13 protein-coding genes and 1 riboswitch are annotated in these 16,384 nt (G+C 66.8%); of the genes, 9 read left to right on the top strand and 4 right to left on the bottom strand.

Features of this window, described 5'->3' with window-relative positions:
- Positions 1 to 137: 137 nt before the first annotated feature.
- On the top strand, positions 138 to 1,334 hold the full coding sequence (locus tag AC07Z7_RS02475; protein WP_015015345.1) for an acyl-CoA dehydrogenase: 1,197 nt from the start codon (positions 138 to 140) through the stop codon (positions 1,332 to 1,334).
- A 213-nt stretch (positions 1,335 to 1,547) separates the two neighbouring features.
- Positions 1,548 to 2,822: a CaiB/BaiF CoA transferase family protein gene (locus AC07Z7_RS02470; RefSeq protein ID WP_494765208.1), complete on the top strand. Its 1,275-nt coding sequence runs from the start codon at positions 1,548 to 1,550 to the stop codon at positions 2,820 to 2,822.
- A 69-nt stretch (positions 2,823 to 2,891) separates the two neighbouring features.
- Here AC07Z7_RS02470 and AC07Z7_RS02465 read toward each other — a convergent pair whose 3' ends face one another.
- Positions 2,892 to 4,538, bottom strand: a complete 1,647-nt coding sequence (locus tag AC07Z7_RS02465) for an ankyrin repeat domain-containing protein (protein WP_494765207.1) — start codon at positions 4,536 to 4,538, stop codon at positions 2,892 to 2,894.
- 302 nt (positions 4,539 to 4,840) lie between these two features.
- Here AC07Z7_RS02465 and AC07Z7_RS02460 point away from each other — a divergent pair, with 302 nt between their 5' ends.
- Positions 4,841 to 6,436 (top strand): methyl-accepting chemotaxis protein, encoded by a 1,596-nt coding sequence (locus AC07Z7_RS02460; protein WP_494765206.1) that lies wholly within the window; start codon positions 4,841 to 4,843, stop codon positions 6,434 to 6,436.
- Between the two features lie 115 nt (positions 6,437 to 6,551).
- Here AC07Z7_RS02460 and AC07Z7_RS02455 read toward each other — a convergent pair whose 3' ends face one another.
- The 3 genes from AC07Z7_RS02455 to AC07Z7_RS02445 all read right to left on the bottom strand — a co-directional run bounded on the left by AC07Z7_RS02455 (position 6,552) and on the right by AC07Z7_RS02445 (position 9,231).
- Positions 6,552 to 7,112 (bottom strand): 6,7-dimethyl-8-ribityllumazine synthase, encoded by a 561-nt coding sequence (locus AC07Z7_RS02455; RefSeq protein ID WP_494765205.1) that lies wholly within the window; start codon positions 7,110 to 7,112, stop codon positions 6,552 to 6,554.
- A gap of 149 nt (positions 7,113 to 7,261) precedes the next feature.
- Positions 7,262 to 7,432: riboswitch (FMN riboswitch) on the bottom strand.
- A gap of 223 nt (positions 7,433 to 7,655) precedes the next feature.
- Positions 7,656 to 8,141, bottom strand: coding sequence for a hypothetical protein (locus AC07Z7_RS02450; RefSeq protein WP_494765204.1), 486 nt, complete (start codon positions 8,139 to 8,141; stop codon positions 7,656 to 7,658).
- Positions 8,142 to 8,256: 115 nt separating this feature from the next.
- The gene (locus AC07Z7_RS02445) at positions 8,257 to 9,231 is read right to left on the bottom strand and encodes a LysR family transcriptional regulator (RefSeq protein ID WP_252660821.1); all 975 of its coding nucleotides are present in this window, start codon (positions 9,229 to 9,231) and stop codon (positions 8,257 to 8,259) included.
- Positions 9,232 to 9,387: 156 nt separating this feature from the next.
- Between AC07Z7_RS02445 and AC07Z7_RS02440 the strand changes: the two genes are divergently transcribed.
- The 6 genes from AC07Z7_RS02440 (at position 9,388) to AC07Z7_RS02415 (ending at position 16,329) form a co-directional block, all read left to right on the top strand.
- The gene (locus tag AC07Z7_RS02440) at positions 9,388 to 10,407 is read left to right on the top strand and encodes a TRAP transporter substrate-binding protein (protein ID WP_494765203.1); all 1,020 of its coding nucleotides are present in this window, start codon (positions 9,388 to 9,390) and stop codon (positions 10,405 to 10,407) included.
- 70 nt (positions 10,408 to 10,477) lie between these two features.
- Positions 10,478 to 12,259, top strand: a complete 1,782-nt coding sequence (locus tag AC07Z7_RS02435) for an IlvD/Edd family dehydratase (protein ID WP_494765202.1) — start codon at positions 10,478 to 10,480, stop codon at positions 12,257 to 12,259.
- Between the two features lie 51 nt (positions 12,260 to 12,310).
- Entirely contained in the window at positions 12,311 to 13,540 is a 1,230-nt protein-coding gene (locus AC07Z7_RS02430) for a fumarylacetoacetate hydrolase family protein (RefSeq protein WP_494765201.1), read from the top strand.
- Between the two features lie 27 nt (positions 13,541 to 13,567).
- Positions 13,568 to 14,140 (top strand): TRAP transporter small permease, encoded by a 573-nt coding sequence (locus AC07Z7_RS02425; protein WP_494765200.1) that lies wholly within the window; start codon positions 13,568 to 13,570, stop codon positions 14,138 to 14,140.
- 33 nt (positions 14,141 to 14,173) lie between these two features.
- Positions 14,174 to 15,454 carry a TRAP transporter large permease subunit gene (locus AC07Z7_RS02420; RefSeq protein ID WP_494765199.1) on the top strand — a complete coding sequence of 427 codons (1,281 nt, stop codon included), beginning with the start codon at positions 14,174 to 14,176 and terminating at the stop codon, positions 15,452 to 15,454.
- 182 nt (positions 15,455 to 15,636) lie between these two features.
- Positions 15,637 to 16,329 (top strand): CPBP family intramembrane glutamic endopeptidase, encoded by a 693-nt coding sequence (locus AC07Z7_RS02415; RefSeq protein ID WP_494765198.1) that lies wholly within the window; start codon positions 15,637 to 15,639, stop codon positions 16,327 to 16,329.
- The last annotated feature ends 55 nt before the right edge of the window (positions 16,330 to 16,384 follow it).

The raw sequence follows: 16,384 nt of genomic DNA, 5'->3' as shown, positions 1-16,384 counted from the left end.
AGCTGCGGCAAGTATTCCATACATTCCATAAACGCATGTCTGGATGAAAAGAACTCGCTTGCAGGCCACTGCCCCCAGGCCTACGATGCGCCCCAGATTCGTTTTTTCCTCACCCCCTTTCCGACCTGGAGACACACATGGCCCACGCCGCTTTTCAATGGGATGACCCTTTCCTCCTGAGCCAGCAACTGACCGACGACGAGCGCGCCATTCGCGACGCCGCCGCAGCGTATTGCCAGGACAAGCTGGCACCCCGCGTGCTGGACGCCTTCCGCCACGAAAAGATGGACGTGAGCATCTTCCGCGAGATGGGCGAAGTGGGCCTCTTGGGCCCCACCATCCCCGAGCAATACGGCGGCCCCGGCCTGAGCTATGTGGCCTACGGCCTGATCGCCCGCGAAGTAGAGCGTGTGGATTCAGGCTACCGCTCGATGGCCAGCGTGCAAAGCTCGCTGGTGATGGTGCCCATTTATGAATTCGGCAGCGAAGCCCAGCGCCAGAAGTACCTGCCCAAACTCGCCAGCGGCGAGTGGATCGGCTGCTTTGGCCTGACCGAGCCCGACCACGGCTCTGACCCCGGCAGCATGGCCACGCGCGCCTACAAGGTCGATGGTGGCTACAAGCTCAAAGGCAGCAAGATGTGGATCACCAACAGCCCTGTGGCCGACGTGTTCGTGGTCTGGGCCAAGGAAGTGTCCGAAGGCGGCGCGGTCGGCCCGATTCGCGGCTTCGTTCTGGAGAAGGGCATGAAGGGCCTGACAGCCCCCGCCATCCACGGCAAGGTGGGCCTGCGCGCCTCCATCACCGGCGAGATCGTGATGGACGACGTGTTCGTGCCAGAAGAAAACGCCTTCCCTGAAGTGCAAGGTCTGAAGGGCCCGTTCACCTGCCTGAACAGCGCGCGCTACGGCATCGCCTGGGGCGCCCTGGGTGCGGCCGAGTTCTGCTGGCACACCGCCCGCCAGTACACGCTGGACCGCAAGCAGTTCGGCCGCCCCCTGGCCGCCAACCAGCTCATCCAGAAGAAGCTGGCTGACATGCAGACCGAGATCGCCATCGGCCTGCAGGCCTGCCTGCAGTTTGGCCGCATGAAGGACGCGGGCACGGCCAGCGTGGAAGGCACCTCCATCATCAAGCGCAACAGCTGCGGCAAGGCGCTGGACATTGCCCGCCTGGCCCGCGACATGATGGGCGGCAACGGCATCAGCGACGAGTTTGGCGTGGCCCGCCACCTGGTGAACCTGGAAGTGGTGAACACCTACGAAGGCACGCACGATGTGCACGCGCTGATTTTGGGCCGTGCGCAGACGGGCATTGCTGCGTTTGCCAACTGAGGTATGGAACTCCCCTCTCCCCTCGCGGGAGAGGGGCAAGGGGAGAGGAGGCAGCGACGCATACGTTATGCCTCATCGCCCCTCTCCCCAACCCTCTCCCGCGAGGGGAGAGGGGGCGTTCAGGGCGCATCGCCGCAAATTCCCAGTACTTTAGGTCGCTAGCGCTTATTGGATAAGCGCTGGCAGCTATCAAATTCATAGTTCATCAAAACCATGACCACCTCCCCCTCCAACGCTGGCGCCCTCGCAGGCATCAAGGTGCTCGACCTCTCCCGCGTGCTGGCCGGGCCCTGGTGCACCCAGGTGCTGGCCGACTTGGGCGCGGATGTGGTCAAGGTGGAGCGCCCCGGCGTGGGCGACGACACGCGCCAGTGGGGTCCGCCCTTCTTGAAAGACGCCGAGGGCAACGACACCAACCAGGCCAGCTACTACACCGCCTGCAACCGCAACAAGCGTTCCGTCACCATCGACATGGCCTCGCCCGACGGGCAGGCGCTTATCAAGCAGATGGCGCAAGAGGCGGACATCGTGGTGGAGAACTTCAAGGTCGGTGGCCTCAAGCAGTACGGCCTGGACCATGAGAGCCTGCGCGCACTCAACCCGCGCCTCATCTACTGCTCCGTCACCGGCTTTGGACAAGACGGGCCTTACGCCGAGCGCGCAGGCTACGACCTGATGGTGCAGGCCATGACGGGCCTGATGAGCATCACCGGCCAGGCAGACAACCAGCCCGGCGGCGGCCCGATGCGCGTGGGCGTGGCCGTCATCGACCTGTTCACCGGCCTGTACGCCAGCAACGCCATCCTGGCCGCACTGCACGTGCGCGACAACGCGGTGAACGGCACGGGCCAGGGCCAGCACATCGACATGGCGCTGCTCGACGTGGGTATGGCCGTGCTGGCCAACCAGGCCTCGGGCTTCCTTGCCACCGGCAAGGCGCCCGGCCGCATGGGCAACAGCCACCCGAGCTTGGCGCCCTACCAGGACTTCCCAACCGCCGACGGCAACATGCTGCTGGCCATTGGCAACGACGGCCAGTTCCAGCGCTTTTGCACCGCCGCCGAGCAGCCCCAGTGGGCCAGCGACCGGCGTTTTGCGACCAACACCCTGCGCGTGCAAAACCGCACCGCGCTGATTCCCGCCATGGAGGCCGTGACCCGCACGCGCACCACAGCCGACTGGATCACGCTGCTGGAAGACAAGGCCGTGCCCTGCGGCCCCATCAACACCATTGCCCAGGCGTTTGACGACGCGCAGGTGCAGGCCCGGGGCCTGGCCGTGACGCTGCCGCGCTGGAAGGACGGCGAGGCCGCCACCGACAAGGTGCAGCAGATCACCGGCGTGGCCAGCCCGCTGCGCCTGTCGGCCACGCCGCCCGTGCTGCGCAATGCGCCGCCTGCGCTGGGGCAGCACACCGATGAAGTGCTTGCAGAGATGGGACTGGATGCGGCGCGCATTGCCGCGCTGCGGGCCCAGGGCGTGGTGTAGCGGCACGCTTTTCCATCCACGCCACAACGCCCCGCGCCGACAGGATGCGGGGCGTTGGTCCTTCTGGGGTTACTGCACGGGCTGCGCGGACTGCACCGGCAGTTCTGCCGCCGCCAGCAGGCAGTCCGTCACCTCGTCCGAAAAGTGCATCAGGCGGCCATCGAGCCAGACGGCATCCGACCCATTCGAGTCCGGCGCAGCGGGGGGCAGACCGTGGTCCAGCAACGCCTGTGCGCAGCCTGCCCAGTCGCCGCCTGGCTCCGGTGTGTTGATGGAACCCCAGGCGAGCGCACCGCAGGCGTTGTCCTCAAAACCGTGCTGCGCCTGCCAGCGCGCGCCATGCTCCAGCACAAAGCGGGTGAGCGCCGCATCGCCCCGGAAGATGGCATGGTGCAGCGCCGTGCCCGCCCAGTCGCCACCCGGCGTGTCGATAGGCCAGCCCAGACGCACCATGATCCGCACGGCATCGCCGCAGTCCGGCTGCGCGGCCAGCTCGGGCAGCAGGCGCTGATGGGCGGGCAACAAGCCCTGCACCAGGCCAGGCTGCGCGGCCAGCAGTGCGCGCGCCTGGGCTTCGTCGCCTTGCGCACAGGCCGCTACAAAACGCTCGTCGGCGGGAGGCGCTGCCACGCCCAGCACGCCACGCAAAAAAGCCGCCACATCCGGCAAGCCGTAGCGCAGCGCCTGCAGGTGCGCGGGCGTGCCTTCGGCCGTGCACACTTGTGGATCTGCCCCTGCGGCGACCAGCGCCTGCACATGCGCCAGCGACCGGCGGCGGCGCAGCGCCCACAGCAGCGGCGCGGCGCCGGGGGCGCTGCCGCCCAGGGGTTCGTTGGGGTCGGCGCCATGGGCCAGCAGCAGCTGCAGTGCAGGCAGGTCGTCCAGGTCCAGCACGCGGTGCAGCGCATTGGTGCCCGGCACGCGCGCACCGGCCTGCAGCAGCAGCCGCGTGCACTCCAGGCTGCCCAGCGCGTGGTACAGCGACTCGCCATCGTTGGGGCTGGCGCCCGCATCCAGCAGCAGCCGGGTGATGCCCGCGTGGTGCTGGGCACCGGCCGCGCCGTACAGGGCCGACAGCGGGTGCGCGGCATCGGGCGCCTGCAGCGATGCGGGCGGCCAGCGGTTGCCCACGCGCTGGTTCGCATCGGCGCCTGCCTCCAGCAACAGGGCCACGCAGGCCTGCAGCCGGTCGGCAAACGCGGGCAGCCGCGCCAGGCTGGAATGGGTGACGGCGAGCAGCGGCGGCAGCTGCAGCGGCCCGCCGGGCTGGTGCACCCAGGCGGTTTCGCGCGCCACCTGATCGCGCAGCCGGGCCACATCGCCCACGGCACAGGCCAGCCAGATGTCCTGCTCCGCCTGCGGCACGGCGCCCTCGGCCCAGAGCTGCTCGGCCAGCGCGGGCCGCGCCGTGTGGTTGCCACCGGCGATGTCGCCTGCGTAGACCAGCCGCAGCCACAGCAGCACGGCGCGTGCGGGGTCGTCTGCCAGCGCACGGCGCGCCAGCACAAAGGCCTGGAACTGTGGCCACGAGGCAAAGCCATGCTCACGCGCCAGGCACCACTGCGCATGGTGCAGGCGCAGGTCGGTGCCTGCGGGCAAGGCCAGCGGCGCCAGGCGCGCCAGTGCGGCGGCATCGCCTGCGCGGGCCTCGGCCAGCAGGGTTTTGGCTTGTTTCTTGAGATGGCCCAGGTCGGGCCGGGGGGGAAGACGTTTCACGAGTACCTCCGTGCATCGGACGCCGACGGCCTGCAGTTCCGGCAGCACAAAGGGGGAAAACAACAACTCAAGGAGTCAGTAGGCAAGTGGGTTGCACCCTGTCCGCAGGCCCGGGCGCGGCTTGCGTCCGCGCAGGGCGGGATCTTACCCGCGCCGCCCAGCAAAATGCTTGTACAAAAAATTACAAACGCTCCACAATGCGGTGAAGCCCCCCATTTCGCGGCCCCAGCGGCGTTTTTGGTGCCTATCTGCAGTCTTCTTCACTCCCCCACGCTGGTTGCCACAAAACCAAGGAGTCCGCCATGAAGCTCAGCCTCAAGCTCCCCCTCGCCTTCACAGTGGCCTTGCTGCTGCTGTTTTCGGCGGCGTTGTTTGGCATCAGCCGCCTGAACCAGGCCCTGGACACCTACCAGACCACGGTGGCGCAAAGCTTTGAAAACGAGCGGCGGGCCTCGTCCATGCTCAACAGCTTCAAGGTGCAGGTGCAGGAATGGAAAAACGTGCTGCTGCGCGGCAAGGACCCGGCCCAGCTCACGCGCTACTGGACCGCGTTTGAAAAGCAGGAAAAGGCCATCAAGGACGAGGCGCAAAAGCTCATGGCCGCCCTGCCCCCTGGCGACGGGCGCGAGCGCGTGAGCCAGTTTGCGCAGGCGCACGAGCGCATGGGCGCGGCCTACCGCAAGGGGCTGGAGGCCTTCAAGGCCGCCGACCACGACCCGCAGGCGGGCGACAAGGCCGTGGCGGGCATGGACCGCGAGCCCTCGCAACTGCTGGACCAGGCGGGCGACCTGATTGCCAAGGCCAGTAGCGAGGTGGCCGAACGCGCCGCCGCCACCGCGCAGCGCGCCACCACCATCAGCCTGGGCGTGATGCTGGTGGTATGCGCCCTGGGCATTGCGGGGGCCGTGGCCTTCAGCCGCACGGTGGTGAACCCGCTGGACAACGCGGTGCGCGTATCGCAGGCCGTGGCCAGCGGCGACCTCACCGTGGCCGCACATGTGCAGGGCAAGGACGAGATTGCGATGCTGCTCAACGCACTGCATGCCATGCAGCAAAGCCTGTCGCGCGTGGTGAGCAACGTGCGCAACAACGCCGACAGCGTGGCCGCCGCCAGCACCGAGATCGCGCAGGGCAACAACGACCTGAGTGCGCGCACCGAGCAGCAGGCCAGCGCGCTGGAAGAGACCTCGGCATCGATGGAAGAGCTCAGTTCCACCGTGCAGGCCAATGCCGAAAACGCGCGCCAGGCCAACCAGCTGGCGGTGAGCGCCAGCACCGTCGCCGTGCAGGGTGGCGACGTGGTGGCCGAGGTGGTGACCACCATGAAGGGCATCAACGACAGCAGCAAGAAGATCGCCGACATCATCAGCGTGATCGACGGCATTGCCTTCCAGACCAACATCCTGGCGCTGAATGCCGCCGTCGAGGCGGCCCGGGCTGGTGAACAAGGCCGGGGCTTTGCCGTGGTGGCCAGCGAAGTGCGCAACCTCGCGCAGCGCAGCGCCGAAGCCGCCAAGGAGATCAAGGGTCTGATCCACGCCAGCGTGGAGCGCGTGGAGCTGGGCACCACGCTGGTGGACAAGGCGGGTGCCACCATGACCGAGGTGGTGGCCTCCATCCGCCGCGTGACCGACATCGTGGGCGAGATCAGCGCGGCCAGCAGCGAACAGAGCGCGGGCGTGGCCCAGGTGGGTGAAGCGGTGATGCAGATGGACCAGGCCACGCAGCAGAACGCGGCGCTGGTCGAACAAAGTGCCGCCGCCGCCGACAGCCTGAAGGTGCAGGCGCAGCAGCTGGTGCAGGCGGTGGCGGTGTTCCGGCTGGCAGAGACAGATGCCCCGGCCCTGGCACACCCCACGGCGCCCATGGGCCGCCAGCCCCGGCTGGCCGCGACCTGAGCGGTCTTTTACGGATAAAAAAGGCCGCTACCGCGCGCCCATAAAGCCTTTATAGCTACATATTTAATAGCAATACAGTATTGACGGGCGTGGCAGAGAGTGGCGCCAGGTCCGCTCAGGCTGCTACGGCCTCGGCCACCGCAGGCGTGGCCTGCTGGGGGGTGGCCAGCGTGGGCGATGCCAGCTTGCGCAGGTAGGCCATGGTCTGCAGGCAGGCCTGGGCCACCTCGGTGCCTTTTTTCACGAAATGCTCGCGGAAGAAGCGCACATGGTCTTCGTGGTCATGGAAGTCGCGCGGCGTGAGCACGGCCGACATCACGGGCACCTCGGTGTCGAGCTGCACGCGCATCAGGCCGTCGATGACGGCGGTGGTCACAAACTCGTGGCGGTAGATGCCGCCGTTGACCACCAGCGCGCAGGCCACGATGGCGTCGTAGCGCCCGCTGCGCGCGAGCTTGCGGGCCAACAGCGGAATCTCGAACGCGCCGGGCACGTCGAACAGCGCCACCTGCGCGGGCGGCAGTCCGTGGCGGTCGAACTCGGCCAGGGCCGCGTCGCGCGCCTGGTGCACGATGTCCTGGTGCCAGCTGGCACTGATGATGGCCACGCGGGCGCCACGATGGGCGGCTGCAGGGGCCAGGGGAGAGACGGAAGAAGTAGCAGAAGACTGATTCATGGGTTCCTCAAAACAGGTCGTACCAGAATCAGGGCGCGCGCGAACACTGCGCCCCCACAAGGCGGCGCAGGCCGTCGCCCATGCCAGCACGCCAACAGGCACGCGGGCAAACGCTGTGGCCCAGCCACCCATGGCGGGTGCTGTGGGTTTCGCGATCTCTTTCATCCGGACTGTGACCGTCGGCTCTGGTTTCGCACCAGATCTGCTGACCCTGCAGGCCTGTTCCGAAGAACGGCACCGCAGGCGCTCGCGGGCTCTTGCCGACCTTTCAGCCAACAAATACCGCCGGTGGGGAATTCCACCCCGCCCTGAGAACGCTGTCGGCCCCGAAGGTCATTCGAGGCCGACGGTTGGGATTTTAGGAGGTCGTCGAAGCCAGCATGGTCACCAAGGCGATTGGCCTGGACATCCGCTGCGCATGTGGTTTGGGCGTTGTTTGACGATCCACGCACCGCCAACGTCCGTTCGGGCTGAGCCTGTCGAAGCCTTGCGCAGCGCTTCGACAGGCCCAGCGTGAACGGTGATTGATGGTTTGCGGCGCACTCAGCGCACGCGCTGAAACCCGCCTTCGGCCCAGGCCGCTGCGCTGGCGGGTGTGAGCTTGAAGGTGGGCGGCGCGGACGCACGGGCAACCTCTTCACCCAGCTCGTCCTGCGCGCTCAGCGTGGCCGTGGCGCCTTCCTCATCGGGCACGATGGCCAGCGCCACGCGCAGGCGATGGCCGTCTGCGGTGGTGATGTGCACGCTCTTGTTCAGCTGCGCGTGCAGTTGCTGCTCATGGCGCCGCACCACTTCGCTCGCAGTCTTGACCAGGGTGTGGAAGGCCGACACATCGAGCGGCTTGGGGTTCTTCTTGTCGCGGCCCATGGTCCAGGGGCCCACCAGCGCGGGTTCGGCCTCGCCCTTCAGTGTCATGGCCACGGCCCAGCCGTCGTCGTCTTCGTTCTTGATGACCTGCGCCGTCCAGCGCCCATCGCTCCAGCAGCGGGGTTCCTGGATGGTGTCGGGCGTGTCGGGTGCGTCGGTCATGGAGAAAAAGGCCTGGGTTGCGGGAAAGGGCGCAGAGCATAACGGCAGGGCCTGGCCGCCCCAATTTCCAATAACCATTGGTTATCGAAAGGGGCCATGCATAGCGCGGGCCTTGCTACTCCCCCACAACGTCCGGCGCCACACCCGCCGTCTCGCGCAGCACGTCGATGAAAGCCTGCGCCGAAGGGGTGGGCGGCTCGCCCAGCCGAGTGATGAGGCCATAGCTGGGCATGCGGTCGGGCAGCTCGACGGGGATGCGCGAGAGCAGGCCCCGGTCCACGTATTTCTGGATCAGCGCGGCAGGCTGCAGCGACATCATGTGGGTGGTGTTCATCAGCTCCAGCGCAAACAGGAAGGACGGCGTCTCCACCACCCCCGCCGTGAGCGCCAGGCCGGCGCCGCCGAAGAGGTCGTCCGACACCTTGCGCACGGCCGTGGAGGCGGGGTACAGAATCCACGGCCAGTGGGCCAGCTCGGTGAGCGACAGGTCGGTGGCGCCGCGCAGCGGGTGGTGCTGCCCACCCACCACATGGAGCGGCTCGGCGGACAGGTGCTCGTAGTGGAACTGGCTGCGCTGGTCCTCGGTGGTGAAGCGGCCGATCATCAGGTCGATCTTGCGCTCGGCCAGCCAGGCGATGAGCTGGTCGCTGCTCTGCTCCAGGATCTTGATGACCAAGAGGGGCCGCAGCCGCTGGATCTCGACCACCGACGCCACCAGCACGTGCGCGGCCGAGCCGGTGATGGCCCCCACCGTCAGGTGCCCGTGGCCGCCCTGCTTGAGGGCGTTGAACTCGTCCACAAACTTGCGCTGCCCATCGAGCGCTGCGCTGGCGTAGCGCAGCGTAAAAAGCCCCAGCTCGTTGGGCCGCATGCCGCGCGAGAGGCGGTCGAACAGGCGCGCCTCCAGGATCTCCTCGATGTCCATCAGGATCTTGGTGGCCGCAGGCTGCGTGACATGCATCTGCTCGGCCGTCAGCCGCAGGTTGCGCGTGCGGCCCAGGATGTCCAGAAACTGCAAATGCCGAAAGCGCAGCCGCGCACAGGCCTGCGCCAAAGACAAGGGTTTACCCGGAAATTCGTCTGGACTCATAAGCGTTTGAAATGGATTGTCGCAAAACATTCAGTGGACCCGCAGGGGCGCGAAACCTAACCTTCGCCTTGCGTTCATGACGGCTGGCCCACAAAAAGCCGCAGGCGCCGAAGACCTCACCAATGGGGTCAGCCATTCCAACGGAGACAAGACACCATGCAATTCCATTCCCTCGCTAAATCCGTGGCGCTTGCCGCTGCGCTGCTGGCCGCCCTCGCCGCCCCCGTCGCCGCGCAAGTCAAGGAACACACCTTCAAGGTCGGCATCGGCCTGAGCGACGACCACCCGCAGGCCCAGGCCGTGCGCCACTTTGCCGAGCGACTGCAGGCCAAGAGCGGCGGCAAGATGAACGCCAAGCTGTTTGCCAGCGGCGCCCTGGGCAACGACGTGAGCATGACCTCGGCCCTGCGCGGAGGCACGTTGGAGATGACGATTCCGGACTCGTCCACGCTGATGTCGCTGATCAAGCCCTTTGGCGTGCTGAACCTGCCTCTCACTTTCAACACCGAGGCCGAAGCCGACGCCTTGCTCGACGGCCCCTTCGGCCAGAAGCTGCTGGCCATGCTGCCGGACAAGGGCCTGATCGGCCTGGGCTTCTGGGAAAACGGCTTCCGCCATGTGACCAACTCGCGCCGACCCATCAACACGGCCGACGATCTGGCGGGCCTGAAGCTGCGCGTGATCCAGAGCCCCCTGTTCCTCGACACCTTCAACGCGCTGGGCACCAACGCCACGCCCATGCCGTTCACCGAGCTGTACACCGCCATGGAACAAAAGGCCGTGGACGGCCAGGAAAACCCGCCCGCCACCATCCTGGCCAGCAAGTTCTATGAGGTGCAAAAGCATCTGGTGCTGTCGCGCCACATGTACAGCGCCTGGGTGCTGCTCATTTCCAAGAAGACCTGGGACGGACTCTCGGCCGACGAAAGGAAGATCGTGCAGGAGGCCGCGCGCGAAGCCACGCTGTTCGAGCGCAAGACCATCCGCGCCTTCAGCGAAACCGCTCTGGGCGAGCTAAAGAAGGCCGGCATGCAGATCACCGAGCTGCCCGCCGCCGAGCAGGCCAAGCTGCGCACCAAGCTGCAACCCGTGCTGGCCAAGTACGGCAAGGAGTTTGGTGAAGAGACCACCAGCGAGCTGATGGGCGAGCTGGCCAAGGCGCGGGGCGGCAAGTAAGCCACTGGTTTGTTCCCCGAGGCGCAGCGTCCGGCTGCGCCCAGCCCCTCTTTTGCGATGCCCCGACCCCATGACCCAAACACCCCGCCGCCCCTTCCGCTCCCGCGAATGGTTTGCCGCGCCCGAGCGCTCGGACATGACCGCGCTGTACCTGGAGCGGTTCATGAACTACGGGCTCACGCCCCAAGAACTGCGCTCGGGCCGGCCCATCATCGGCATTGCGCAAACGGGCAGCGACCTGTCGCCCTGCAACCGCATCCACCTGGACCTGGCGCGCCGCGTGCGCGACGGCATCCGCGATGCGGGCGGCATCCCAATGGAGTTCCCCGTCCACCCCATCTTTGAAAACTGCCGCCGCCCCACCGCCGCGCTGGACCGCAATCTGGCCTATCTGGGCCTGGTGGAGATCCTGTACGGCTACCCCATCGACGCGGTGGTGCTGACCACAGGCTGCGACAAGACCACACCGGCGGGCATCATGGCCGCATCCACGGTGGACATCCCGGCCATCGTGCTCTCGGGCGGGCCGATGCTGGACGGCTGGCACGAAGGGCAGCTGGTGGGCTCAGGCACCGTGATCTGGCGCAGCCGCCGCCAGCTCGCGGCGGGCGAGATCGATGAGGAGGAATTTCTACAACGCGCCTGCAACAGCGCGCCCTCCGCCGGGCACTGCAACACCATGGGCACGGCCTCCACCATGAACGCGGTGGCCGAGGCGCTGGGCCTGTCGCTGCCGGGCTGCGCGGCTATTCCTGCGCCCTACCGCGAACGCGGCCAGATGGCGTACGAGACCGGGCGGCGCATCGTGGAGATGGCCTACGAAGACCTGCGCCCCTCACGCATCCTGACGCGCGAGAGCTTCCTGAACGCGCTTTCGGTGGTGAGCGTGGCCGGCGGCAGCAGCAACGCGCAGGTGCACATCATGGCCATGGCGCGGCACGCGGGCGTGCAGCTCGATGCACAGGACTGGACCGACCACGCCTACGACCTGCCCCTGCTGCTGAACATGCAGCCTGCGGGCCAGTTTTTGGGCGAGCGTTTCTTCCGCGCCGGTGGCGTGCCCGCACTGATGTGGGAGCTGCAGCAGGCGGGCAAGCTGCACGGCGACTGCGCCAGCGTGACCGGCAAGACAGTGGGCGAAAACCTGCAGGGCCGCGAGACCCATGACCGCGAGGTGATCCGCCCCTTCAGCAACCCGCTCATGCACAAGGCGGGGTTCATGGTGCTCAGCGGCAATCTGTTCGACTTCGGGATCATGAAGACCTCGGTGATCTCCGAAGCCTTCCGCCAGCGCTACCTGAGCCGCCCGGGGCAGGAGGGCATCTTCGAAGCCCGTGCCGTGGTGTTCGAGGGCGCGGACGACTACCACGCGCGCATCAACGACCCGGCGCTCGACATCGACGAAGGCTGCATCCTGGTCATGCGCGGTGCGGGGCCCATCGGCTGGCCGGGCTCGGCCGAGGTGGTGAACATGCAGCCGCCCGACGCGCTGATCCGGCGCGGCGTCAACACCCTGCCCACGCTGGGCGACGGGCGCCAGTCGGGCACGGCAGACAGCCCTTCCATCCTCAATGCATCGCCCGAGAGCGCCGTGGGCGGCGGGCTGAGTTGGCTGCAAAGTGGCGACACGGTCCGCATCGACCTGAACACCGGCCGCTGCGATGCGCTGGTCGCCCCCGAGGAAATCGCGCGCCGCAAGCGTGACCTGCCCGCCCCGACCGTGCCCGCGAGCCAGTCGCCATGGGAGGCGCTGTACCGCGAAAAGACTGGGCAACTGGCCGATGGCGCCACGCTGGACTTTGCGCTGGCATTTCAGCGCATTTCCGAAAAGACGCCGCGCCACAACCACTGACAACCAACGGGCGGGCCACCGGCGCTCACCCGTTTTTTCGAAGGACTCACCATGAACGATATGACGGCAGCGGCAGTTGCCGAACGGGCCCGTGCGCCCCAGGCCGCATTGCAAGTGCTTCCCGGCGACGGCCTGCAGGGCACGCTGGTGGGCAGGGTATGGGTACCCAGTGGTGCCTTTCCTGGCCCTGCGGTGGTGGCACTGCGGCCTGAAGGCGTGTTCGACCTGAGCGCGCACTACCCCACCGTGAGCACGCTGCTCGACACCCTGGCACCAGCAGAGGCTGCGCGCACCGCCACCGGCCAGTACCTGTGCAGCGTGGACGACCTGCTGGCCAACAGCCTGCCCGGCACACGCGACACCAGGCGCCCCTGGCTGCTAGCCCCTTGCGACCTGCAGGTGGTCAAAGCTGCGGGCGTGACGTTTGCCGCCAGCCTGATCGAGCGCGTGATCGAAGAACAGGCACGTGGCGACGCCAGCCGCGCGCAGGGCCTGCGCAGCCAGGTCATCGGCCTCATCGGCGAGAACCTGGCGGACATCCGCCCGGGCTCGCCCGAGGCCATGCGCCTGAAGGCGCTACTGCAAGACAAGGGCCTGTGGTCGCAATACCTGGAGGTGGGCATCGGCCCCGACGCCGAGGTGTTCACCAAGGCACCCGTGCTGGCCTCGATGGGCTGCGGCGACGACATCGGCATCCGCTCCGACTCGGCCTGGAACAACCCCGAGCCCGAGGTCGTGCTGGCCGTGAACAGCCGGGGCCAGATCGTGGGCGCCACGCTGGGCAACGACGTGAACCTTCGCGACATCGAAGGCCGCAGCGCCCTGCTGCTGGGCAAGGCCAAGGATAACAACGCCTCGTGCGCACTGGGCCCGTTCATCCGCCTGTTCGACGCGAGCTTCGGGCTGGAACAGGTGCGCAATGAAACGGTGCACCTGCGCGTGGCAGGCCAAGACGGTTTCGAGCTGCGCGGTATCAACACCATGGCCAGTATCAGCCGCGACCCTACCGACCTGGTGGCGCAGACGCTGGCCGCGCACCAGTACCCGGACGGGTTCATGCTGTTCATGGGCACGCTGTTCGCGCCCATCGAAGACCGCGACCAGCCCGGCGGCGGCTTCACCCACCACCTGGGCGACCTGGTGTCCATCCAGAGTGCCTGGCTGGGCGGCCTGCACAACCGCGTGGCACACAGCGAGGCCGCGCCGCCCTGGCGCTTTGGCCTGCGTGCCTTCATGGCCAACCTGGCGCAGCGCGGGCTGCTGCAGGGCTCAACGCTCTGACGCCCCAAAGAAAAACAGGAGACAAAGATGCTAAATGCCTTCATCGACCGCTGCTGCCGCGCCATCAACCTGCTCATTGCCCTGGCGCTGGCCGTGATGGTGGTGATGGTGTTCGGCAACGTGGTGCTGCGCTATGCGTTCAACTCCGGCATCGCCATCAGCGAGGAGGTCTCGCGTTGGCTGTTTGTGTGGATTACCTTCCTCGGCGCCATCGTGGCGGTGCGCGAGCGGGGCCACCTGGGCACTGACTTTTTGCTGGCGCGCCTGCCGCCGCTGGGCCAGCGCATTTGCTTGGCCCTGAGTTATGCGCTGATGATCTGGTGCACCTGGCTGCTGTTCAGCGGCGCGCTGGCGCAGGCGCGCATCAACTGGGATGTGGATGCACCGGTCACGGGCGCATCCGTGGCCATCTTCTATGCGTCGGGCGTGGTGTTTGCCGTGGCGTCCGGGCTGCTGTTGGCGCTGGACCTGTGGCGCATCGTGTCGGGCCAGATGCCGGACGGCGAGCTGGTTCGCATCGCCGAATCCGAGGAGCTGGCGGCCGTGGGCAGCCAAGTGCCCCACGAGGCTTCGGCGCCCATCATCGCATCGCGCAAGTGAACCCTGCACCGCAATGACCTGGAGAGCCCACCCATGACGGTATTCATCTTCCTCGGCTCCCTGCTGGCCGCCATGGCCATCGGGGTGCCGATTGCCTATGCACTGCTCGTGTCCGGCGTCGCCCTCATGTGGCACCTGGACCTGTTCGACGCGCAGATCCTGGCGCAGAACGTGATCAACGGGGCCGACAGCTTTCCGCTGCTGGCCGTGCCCTTCTTCATGCTTGCGGGCGAAATCATGAACGTGGGTGGGCTGTCGCAGCGCATCGTGCGGCTGGCCCTGGTGCTGGTGGGCCACCGGCGCGGCGGGCTGGGGTTTGTGGCCATCCTGGCGGCCTGCCTTTTGGCGGCGCTTTCCGGCTCGGCCGTGGCGGACACCGCTGCATTGGCGGCCCTGCTGCTGCCCATGATGGTGAAAGCCGGGCACGACAAGGCGCGCGCTGGCGGGCTGATTGCCTCGGCGGGCATCATCGCGCCGGTCATTCCGCCCTCCATCGGCTTCGTGGTGTTTGGCGTGGCGGCCAACGTGTCGATCAGCAAGCTCTTTCTGGCGGGCATCGTTCCGGGTCTGCTGATGGGCCTGGCCATTGCCGTCACCTGGTACTGGGTGTCTCAGCGCGAAAACGTCACGCCGCCGCCCAAGGCGTCCAGGGCCGAGAAGCTGCAGGCGCTCAAGGAATCGACCTGGGCGCTGTTCCTGCCGGTCATCGTGATCGTGGGCCTGAAGATGGGCGTCTTCACGCCCACCGAGGCTGCGGCGGTAGCTGCGGTGTATGCCCTGCTGGTGGCCACGCTGGTCTACCGCGAGCTGCACTGGCGCCAGCTCACCGACGTATTCATCAGCGCCGCCAAGACCACGGCCGTGATCATGTTCCTGGTGGCCGCCGCGATGGTCAGCGCCTGGCTCATCACCGTGGCCGATATCCCGCGCCAGCTGGTGGCCCTGCTCAAGCCGCTGATGGAGCACCCCACGCTGCTGCTCATCGCCATCATGGTGCTGGTGATGGCCGTGGGCACCGCCATGGACATGACGCCCACCATCCTCATCCTCACGCCCGTGCTGATGCCGGTGGTGAAGGCCGCAGGCATCGACCCGGTCTACTTCGGCGTGCTGTTCATCATGAACAACGCCATCGGGCTGATCACCCCACCCGTGGGCACGGTGCTGAACGTGGTGGCAGGGGTGGGCAAGATGCGCATGGACGAGGTCACGCGCGGAGTGATCCCCTTCATGGCAGCGCAGTTCGCCATGATGTTCCTGATGGTGCTGTTTCCGTCGATCGTGCTGGTGCCGATGCGGTGGTTTATCGGGTGAGAGATCCCGCCTAACGCACCTGCAGATGGAGCTGGACGGCATGTTGGGGACTATTTCACGCCCAGGCGTTCGGCGATGCGGCTCGGCCATCCGGCTGCGGAGAAGATGATCCTCCCGCATCGGTCAAAGCTTTCCGAGACAGGTGAACGGGATGACCCACCACCAGGACCCCGGAGAGGCGCTTGATCTCGACATTGAAACGGCCGTTTATTCTCAACGCCAGGCAACAGGTGCTCGTGGGCTGGTCCCTGATCCCGGTGCTGCTTGTCTGGCAACTCAATGGCTTTTACCTGCCGACCCTGGGAAGCCGGGGAGTACCGACCTTCTGGGCGGTTGACGGGCTTCAATGGATAGTGCTTCCGGCTCTCTTGCTGGGGCTGCTCGCCCACAAAGCCGCATTGCGCCCATCACACTACGGACTCGTACCGCTCGGAAAAAACCTGTGGCCGCTTACAGGTCAGGGGCTGATGGTGTTCGTCACCGCAGGGCTGGCCTTTCTGGTGGCGAGAAACCTGTCGTGGCGGGTGCTCGGCCCGTCGCCTGGCAGCTTCCAGTTGGTGCAACTTTTCCCTCAGGGCCTGGCGGGTGCGGCATTGCAAATCTATGCGGCAGTCAGCGCAGGGCTGGTGGAGAGCATCTTTTTCATTGGGCTGCCATGGCTGCTGTACGCCAGTGCCCGCCAACATCCTTCAGAAATGCGCTTCACACTCTGCGTATCAACCATTTTCGCGCTGGCGCACTGGGAGCACGGCAGGCACGGCGTGATCGCGGCCTTCTTTGCGCATGGGGTGATGTGCCGCTGGTTCCTGCACTGGAGAACCCTGTGGCCCATAGTGCTGGGTCACACACTGATCGACCTGGCGGCTTTTTCCTGAAGTAACAAAAAAAGGCTGCGCCCACTGGGCGCAGACCCTGTCAATCCGGAAAGGC

The organism is Acidovorax sp. GW101-11A03 (assembly GCF_059424825.1).
Note: the sequence above shows the minus strand (reverse complement) of the source record. Positions and strands in the feature narration are given on the sequence as shown.